Genomic DNA, 7,811 nt, shown 5'->3' with positions numbered 1-7,811 from the left:
CGACGCTCCTCGCGCTCCGGACTGATAGCCATGGTCTCCATGATGTTCTCCTTCGAGATGAACCTCACCCCTTACACAGACCATCTGATACCCCCTTCGCTGCCTCATTCGCTCGTGCGCGACGACGAGCGAAGACGTCATCCCAGCTCTCTCCGTCGGCTGGCTCTTCGATCTCCGGGTAGTCACCCCAGAAGGCTTCGAGCTCGCTGCCGAACTCGATCGCCTCAAGGTATTTCGCGACATGGCTCCGCCCGTGAGAGTTGAGCCTGCCCACGGCGCGTGGACTCTCGGTGCCCTCGCTCCAAGCGCCCTCGAACTCCTGATAGACCCACAGGGCCTTTCCCAGCTCTTCTTGCGCGAGCACGGTCAGTGCTCTCGCGCGTCCGTGTGAACCGGCGTCGAGCAGGACGTTCGCGTCGGTGATGAGCCGTGAAGCGTTGTCGAGCAGGCTCTTCCAGAACCGACGAGCAAACTCGGGAGTCATCGTGTCCACGCGTCCATTGTCGACCGCTCCCCCGACACAGCGATGTGACGGCTCGACACCGTCGTCCGCGCGGCCGCTATTGAGCGGCCCGTAGCCTAGTGAGAACTGAGATCGGAGATGCGGATGAATGCGGCGGTGTATCTGCGGATATCGCAGGACCGCACCGGCCTGCAAGCCGGCATCCAACGCCAGCAAGAAGACTGCCTCGCTCACGCCGCGAAGCTCGGGTTCACTGACCCGCAGGTGTTCATCGACAATGACGTCTCCGCGTTCGACGGTGGCCGCCGAAACGGATACGACGCGCTCGTCACCCAGGTGCGGGCCGGGGTGACGCACATCATCGTCTGGCACGTCGACCGCCTCTACCGGCAGCCCCGTGAGCTCGAGGACCTGATCGACCTGGTCGAGCAGCACCCGGTGCGGATCGAGGCCGTCCGCGGTGGCGGGTTTGACCTGAACACCACCGAGGGCCGACTCATGGCTCGCCAGCTTGTCGCGATCGCCGCGTACGAGTCCGGACACAAGTCCGACCGCGTCAAACGCGCCAACAAGCGCCTCGCCGAGCAAGGCGCCTGGCACGGACCCGCCCGCTACGGATACGGACCGGGCGGCGTCCTCATCCCGGAGCAGGCGGCCGTGATCCGGCAGATGGCCGACCGGTTCCTCGCCGGCGAGTCCCTCCGCTCCATCACCGCCTGGCTCAACCGCTCCGGCATCCCACCCCTGCGCGCCGACCGCGGCACGTCCGGGCTCTGGCATCCGTACACGGTGCGCAGCGTGCTGTCTCCCGCCCGCATCTCCGGGCAACGCGCCTACGCCCCTGATACCCGTGCGGATCCCGCGGGTGGGCGGGAGATTCTCGGCCCGGGTGACTGGGAACCGATCATCACCCCAGAGGAGACCGCGCAGATCCGGGCGATCCTCGCCGACCCCACCCGCCGCCGCACCACACCGGCACGGCCGACCCTGTTGGGCGGGATCGCACGCTGCGGGAAGTGCGGCGCCGGACTCACCATCACCGGGAAGCTCTCCCCCACCGGCAACACGCAGCGATACACCTGTCAGAAAGATCCCTCCCGACCGGAGCGCGGCGGGCTGAGCATCAACGCCGCCCACCTCGACGACTACGTCATCGAACGCATCCTGCACCGCCTCAGCCATCCACGGACCGACGCGGACAGTGCATCGATGAACGGGCTGCTGCGGCAGGTCGCGGCGATCAACACCCGGATCGGCCTGCTCGATCAGGACCGCCAGGACCGTGTCATCACCCACCGTGAACACCGCAGCGGGGTCGACGCCGCCACCACAGCGCTCCGCGACGTCGAGCGGCGCCTGGTCGCTGCTGACGGGGCGATCGGGCTCTATGCAGCGCCGATCGGGAACCGCCAAGCGCTGGAGACCTGGTGGGACGCTCTCGACGTCACCGACCGGCGCGCGGTAGTCACGACGCTCGTCAGCCGCCTCCGCATCGCTCCCGGACGCCCTGGGCGAAGCTTCGATCCACGCCGCGTCCGCATCACGTACCGCCCCTGACCAACCGCCCATCCGCGGTCCGGTCCGGTACTCTCGCTCCCGCGAGAATCTGGAGCGCGGGCTGCGCCCACATCGGGACACATCATCGCAACAACAACTGCCCTGATCTACCTGCGGATCTCGGCGAATCGCACCAGCGAGCACGCCTCCATCGAGCAGCAGCGAGCCGACTGCACCGCCCTCGCCGCCCAGCTCGGCCACGCGAGCACGATCGAGTTCGTCGATGAAGCCGTCTCCGCCTACCAAGACCGTGCCCGACCCGCATACCAACAGCTACTCCGACAACTCGAAAAGAGTGAGGAGGGAACTGTGATTGTTTGGCACCTCGATCGCCTCTACCGCAAGCCACGAGAACTCGAGCAGCTTCTCGACCTGCTCGACGTCTGCCCGATCCGCGTCGAGTCGGCACAGGGCGGGTCCTTCGATCTGAACCGGCACGAAGGACGCCTGTTTGCCCGGCAGCTCGTCGCGTTCGCGAACTACGAGTCTGCGCACAAAGGGGCACGCGTATCCCGCGCACAGCAGCAACGGGCAACTGCATGGTGGCCGCCACTACGGCTACTTGCAGAACGGGGCGCGCCATCCGCACGAGAGCAAAGTTCTCCGCCGCATGGTCGATGAGTACCTCATCGGGATCTCTCCCACCGTCATCGCCCAGTCGCTCGATGCCGATCGCGTCCCGCCCCCACGCGCAAATCGATGGCATGCCACCACCATCCGCGCGATCCTCAACAGCGACCGTCTCCACCTCCAGCGCTGGGACCACGCCGATCAACGCCCAATCGTTGGCTCGTGGGAGCGCCTCCTCACGCCGGATGAATCCGCGCTCGTCCACGTCAGCCTGCTCACACCACGCCGGGACGCTGCTCGCTCATCCAGAACGCTCCTCGGCGGAATTCTCCGCTGCGGTCGCTGTGATGCACGTCTCGTCGCCGGCGTCACACGCCACGGGAAGCGCATCTACACTTGCCGCACTGCGAGCACACGTTGCCCCAGCCCAAACGTCAATGCCGACCAAGCTGACGCTGAGCGTGAGGTTGCCGCCCTCGACGCGTTCGCCGCTGCCCAGCACCCCGACGTGCCGTGTGCGCAGGACCTTCTCCGCCGACTCCGCACCGCTCGCAGCAACATCGCCGCCCTCGCCGCGGCGTTCGGAGCAGGCGACCTCGATCATGCGAGCTTCCTCCGTATGCGGAGTCCGCTCGCCAATGAGCTCGACCACGCGGGCCGCGACCTCACCACGCACAATCGGGCACGGATTCTCATGCTCGAACCCGCGGAGGTCAACCGACGCTGGGGAGCTCTAACATTTCGCCGCGCCATGGTGTGCGCACTACTACCGTTTGACCAGCTGACAGTGCGCTCTGGGCTTCCTCGCCCAAGCAGTGCTCAGGACAGTGGCGGGACCACTCCTGGGGCGTAGTCAGCGCACAGCTCACCGCGCGTTCACGCCATGCCATGCCCCTCGCTGCACCAGGTCGTCGGTAAGTTCGATGACTGTCGGCAACAACCCCGACGAGAGTATGCCGACCATGCGGATAGTGCACTCGGCCGGTGGACGGCCGCGGACGGCGCCCGTGCCCCCCTGATCCTCATTGCCGCTGCTATCCCGCTGCGTCGTCGCGTGCGCTTAGGCACGGCCACCGAGCCGAGCTCCCGGCCCTACCGCTTCCCTTGGTACTCACCCATGCGTTTCGGTTTGCGCCGCGACCACGAGCTGGGGACGGGCATATTGCCGTTGACGACAACCACTGCGACCAAGGATGGTGTCTCCGGACTGTCGAGACCGTGCAGCGCGGGCACGAGGGTGAATACATAGTTCTCGGGCGTCCCGACTGTGAGCTCTTTCGGGCTCATGTCTAGGATCGCGAGGATTGACAGGTGCCGACCGTCCGCCGAGGCGTACTGGGTGGCTTGCCCCATGTACTTGGGGGCAGAGGTCTCGGTCACGGGGACGCGGCGTTCGACTTTGAGTTCGGCGGTAATGCGGTCGTGGCGAATATCGAGGTAGCCGAGCGCCAAGGGGTTGCCACGCTCGACACGTCCCTCCAGCTCCGGGTCCGTGAGCAGATCGGCGAAGAGATCGTCATGGAATTGCCGCTCCGTGACGCGCGCGCCGCGACGATACTTCTTCTCCCACGTGAATCGGAATCCGGACCGGCACACCGCGGTGAACAGTCGGCAGAACGCTTGCACCTCGTCATCCGGGAAGTCGCCGGCAAGCGAGGCGTAGAGGGCGAGCAGATGCTCATCGACGATGTCGTAGGTCGTCAGCGCGTCTCGTGACGCGTCGAAGGGACGAAGCCGGATCTGCGCGTGGCCCGCGATGTCGAGCCGTTCAATCTGCGGCTTTCCCTCGACGGAGCCCGACCAGCTAGCGGCAACGACGAACGGAGGCGCAGGACGACCTGCAGGCAGAGCAAACCGCAAGACTAAGGTTCCTTCCCCTGTCAGGACGCCGTCGAAGCCGTCGCTCCTCTTCCAGGTCATCGCCGGAAGCTGGATGTCCTTCGCTGACAAACCGCCAACAAGTTCCAGGTCGAGGCGATCGGCCCATACGGGCCACTCGTCGACCTGAAGCTTCACGCCTAAGGAGTACACCGTGTCCCGCTGGAGCACCGCGGGTCCTGTTAGCTGTCGGTCGTCCACGGAGATCATCGCGACCGCGACCGCCTCGGGCACGAGGACTTCATCTCGCTCGGTCGGTCGTTCCGCTTCAAGCGGAGCACCCTCGATGATGATGAGCGGGAGCGGCAGCGACGCCCACTCACCAACTAGCGCGATGGGGTCTACGTCCCCTTCTTCCTGCAGCACGCGGATTAGCTCAGCTGATAGCAATGCTCCTAACGGGTCATCGGCGCCCAGTTCGCTTTCGACGCGCTGGGCAAGGGAGCTGGCGGATCGTTTCACCGTTCGCCGCCGGGCTCGAGCTGCAGGGTCGTCGCGGTCCATCTCCGCCGCTTCGAGCCGTAGAAGATGCGCGGCGACGACACACAGCTCTGCGAACAACCTGAGATAAGCGGCGGTGGGCGTCGCGCGCTGCGACCACTCAGCCAACTTCGTCGCTTCTTCTTCGAGCGACAAGGCAGCGGCGTCAATGCTGCTGACGGACGACAGGCCCGCGGTCCCGGTCAACAGCCTGCGGATTGATAACCGCAGCGCACTCTGCGCATGCAGGTTGAATACCAACGACGGGAAGCCGTTCTCGTCGGTCGACTCTTCGTCGACGTGGGGTGGCTCGTCTCCCGAAATAGCCGCGTTGACGAGCGTGGTCAGAGTGCGCTGCCGGTCAAATGCCGGCGTCTTTGGGATCGACGCCTCAAGCCGTTCGCAGATTGCGCGAGCGTCGTCGGCTCGGTTGGCGCGCCAAGCCACTTCGACGATGTGCAAGCCTGCGAGGATTCGCTCGGGGCCGGGTGCCTGCGCGGCGGCTTCCAGATCCGCTGCTCCCAATCCGACTAGACCCTGCCCGCACTCGAGGAGCGCTACCTCTTCCGTGTCGTGTCGCCGGTTGAACGGTGAGTTGTAGGTTGGGTCGGCCACTCGGCCGAGTCGGATCTGGGCATACTCAGCACTTTTCCGTGCTCTAGCAGACCAGTTCACCCGGAGAATCTCGTTGATCTCGTGGGCCGGCAGCGCCGCAGAGACCCTGAGAAGCGTTCGCTCCAGCGCGACGTTGTCTTCGGGAAGCCGCTGTAGGAGACGGCCGGCGCACTCCACCGATGGTTTGACGAGGGAAGAGTTCGGGCCGCCGACCTTGCTGGACGCGAAGCACGTCATAGCGAATCGCAATCCCGACCGCATCGCATCCTCGGTCAGGCTGAGCCGAGGAAGGCTCTCCAGCAACGCGGTAATCACGGCGATGTACTGGTTGTCCATGAGGACCGGCAGCAGGTCCTCGAACAGGCTGGGCAGGGGATTCTTCGAGGCGACCTCGGCCCAGGCGCGGATAGCTGTAGCCACAAGGGCAGGGGACGAGCTCATGAGGTTCGTATAGAGAACGGGTACGACAGCTGTCAGCACTCCCGGCCTCTGGCCGGCACTGCGCCCGATGTTGCCTAGTACCCGCAAGAGGCGCGCGCTAACGCCCCAGTCCTTCTCCTCATCGCGTTCGTGGCTGAGGAACTTCACGACAGCATCCAGAGCGACGTTTGGATCGGCCTGCGCCGCGTACTCGACCGCATCGAGGCAGCGGGAGGCGGCGGACCTCAGGACCATCTGCCGTGTCGCCCACTCCATTTCCGCGAGCGAGTCGGGTAGGTCATTTGTTGGTACGAGCACCTGCGATCTGGGCTGGTCAGCCGCGCTGTTTGCGGTGATGAACCCTCCCAGGAGCACATCGATCTGGCTTGCGGCCCAATCGGGGGCATCCCTGGCGAGATCAAGAATGATGTCCGCGGCCTGCCCCGCCACGTCGTACCCCCATCCTCCGGAAAGTCGCAGCATCGACGTTTCGAAGATCCGCGCGCGCAGTTGCTGACGGTCCTCATCGGACAGTTTGGGTTCCTCGCCCTGCCAACCACGGTCGGGGTCGACAAGCTGCGAGAGAAACCACCACACCTTGAAAAGGGTTCCCCGTTGCTCGTCCGAAGCACTCTCGCCCGCTGCAGCCCAAGCCTCCTCCGCGCCACCCACACCACGCACGATGAACAGGCCCAGCGCCCGCTGGACGGCTGCATGAGAATGCCCCTCCATCTCGTCATCGGCCGTGAGCAGATTGCGGACGAGAGCGGGAACGAAAAGTGGAGCGATGGGCTCGTCCAAGATCAGCAGCTGAGCAATCGCGCCTGCCGCGGTGGCACGACTGCGGCTCGAGTGAACGGTCGCCGCTGGCGACCTGTTGCCAGGCAGAAGCTCCAGACCAGACAAGGAAGGCGGGCCAGGCAGCATATCTTCAAGAAGTTCCATCAGCGTGTCGCTCGCCCGGTCTGCAAGGAGCTTCAGCGTGGCGGGATCGGTGGAGCGGCTCTCGCCCGAATACCCGAAGTCGTCGTCTAAAGGACCGTATGCGACGTACAGGAGGGACCGGACAACGGATGCCGTGAAATCATCAGGTCGCGTGACGTTCTGAAACTGCACAAGCACCCGCGCGGCATCCTCTGCTGCCCAGGTCTCGAGCACGGTGAGCGCGGCATCCACGGCGTCTCGCTGCCAGCGCGTCTGGGTGCGAGCGAGGATTCGCAGTGGCTTGAGCATGGTGGGTCGGCCAAGGCGCACGAGTATCAGCATCTCTGCCACCACGACTTCAGAGAACGTGTCAGGCGCCTTCTGTGCGAGAGCGGTCAGCCGTCGCAGCGCTGCAGCGGCGCTCTCGTCATCGGTTGCATCCAGGACATCTAGGTCCTGCAGAGCGCGTTCCATGGCTGGATCAGCCGAGACGCGGAGAGCACCACGCCTGCGGACACGCTGTTCGCGAAGAGCTTCTGCTTCGGCCTTCTCGGCATCAGCGATAAGCGCGGCCTCGGCCTCCTGCCTTTCCTCGGCCTCCACCAGCCCAGCGAGCGTCGGCACCTGACCCGAGGGGCGGCGGAGCTCGCAGCCGACGCAGTTCTCCGTGTAGAACTCGCGGGCTACCGAACCGAGTTGAAACCCAGCGGTCGTCCCGTGGGCTTTGATGCACCTGATCTTGCGCATGTTAATCGGGAGGCCCACGGCAGGTTCGAGCATGCCTTGCCCGCCGAACGGGACGAACTCCAGGGCCTTGACCCCGGATCGTGGACACGGTGTCATTTCGGTTATGCCGCTTCCGTGAGGGTAGCTGATCTCGCGGCCGCGTAGGTGTTCTCGTAGC

At 65.3% G+C, this 7,811-nt stretch carries 5 protein-coding genes; 3 read left to right on the top strand and 2 right to left on the bottom strand.

What is annotated here, in order from left to right; genetic code table 11:
- Positions 1–64 precede the first annotated feature (64 nt).
- Positions 65–484 (bottom strand): AbiV family abortive infection protein, encoded by a 420-nt coding sequence (locus LOK55_RS13775; protein WP_229935825.1) that lies wholly within the window; start codon positions 482–484, stop codon positions 65–67.
- 123 nt (positions 485–607) lie between these two features.
- Here LOK55_RS13775 and LOK55_RS13770 point away from each other — a divergent pair, with 123 nt between their 5' ends.
- The 3 genes from LOK55_RS13770 to LOK55_RS14440 all read left to right on the top strand — a co-directional run bounded on the left by LOK55_RS13770 (position 608) and on the right by LOK55_RS14440 (position 3,443).
- Positions 608–2,020: a recombinase family protein gene (locus LOK55_RS13770; protein WP_229935824.1), complete on the top strand. Its 1,413-nt coding sequence runs from the start codon at positions 608–610 to the stop codon at positions 2,018–2,020.
- Between the two features lie 81 nt (positions 2,021–2,101).
- Positions 2,102–2,641, top strand: coding sequence for a recombinase family protein (locus tag LOK55_RS14445; protein ID WP_374107661.1), 540 nt, complete (start codon positions 2,102–2,104; stop codon positions 2,639–2,641).
- The gene (locus tag LOK55_RS14440) at positions 2,583–3,443 is read left to right on the top strand and encodes a recombinase family protein (RefSeq protein ID WP_374107660.1); all 861 of its coding nucleotides are present in this window, start codon (positions 2,583–2,585) and stop codon (positions 3,441–3,443) included. The genes LOK55_RS14445 and LOK55_RS14440 overlap by 59 nt, the downstream gene beginning before the upstream one ends.
- A 239-nt stretch (positions 3,444–3,682) precedes the next feature.
- On the opposite strand, the gene LOK55_RS13755 is transcribed toward LOK55_RS14440, so the two are convergent.
- Positions 3,683–7,687 (bottom strand): hypothetical protein, encoded by a 4,005-nt coding sequence (locus LOK55_RS13755; protein ID WP_229935821.1) that lies wholly within the window; start codon positions 7,685–7,687, stop codon positions 3,683–3,685.
- Positions 7,688–7,811 lie beyond the last annotated feature (124 nt).

This window comes from Microbacterium sp. F2E (genome assembly GCF_020905435.1).
GTDB lineage: Bacteria > Actinomycetota > Actinomycetes > Actinomycetales > Microbacteriaceae > Microbacterium > Microbacterium lacticum.
Note: the sequence above shows the minus strand (reverse complement) of the source record. Positions and strands in the feature narration are given on the sequence as shown.